General features: G+C 49.3%; 1 protein-coding gene. It reads left to right on the forward strand.

Annotated elements, in window-relative coordinates:
* The coding region (locus AAY47_RS19615; protein WP_053014366.1) for a SymE family type I addiction module toxin at positions 1-264 on the forward strand (264 nt) is incomplete at its 5' end.
* Positions 265-412 lie beyond the last annotated feature (148 nt).

Here is a 412-nt window from a genome sequence, read left to right on the forward strand (position 1 = left end):
CGTTATTACACCGTGGGATACGTGCCGCAAAATAACAAGGCCACGGCCCCGCCTGCAATCCACCTTAAAGGCCAGTGGCTTAAGGCGGCGGGGTTTGATAAGGGCTGTACCCTGACCGTGAAGATACTGGAGGGCTGTCTGGTGCTCATTCCTGACAGTGACGACACCCGCACCATCCGGCAACAGTACCGGCGCCAGCAAGCCCAGCTCAGTGAGATCAAGCTGCGGATGCGGGAGTTGATTGGGGATTATCAGGCTGGATAAAGCAGAGTAATTAATTGTCCGGCAAGTTAATTAGCCGGACAATTATAATTTAATTAAGCATTATTTATTGTATATAACAGATTTATATTCACGCGATGCTCGACTTTAACATCCTATAACGTTGGCTTGTTGAAGCCAGTCGCGCTGA

The sequence above is a fragment of the Xenorhabdus griffiniae genome (assembly GCF_001028135.1).
Classification (GTDB): Bacteria; Pseudomonadota; Gammaproteobacteria; order Enterobacterales; family Enterobacteriaceae; genus Xenorhabdus; species Xenorhabdus bakwenae.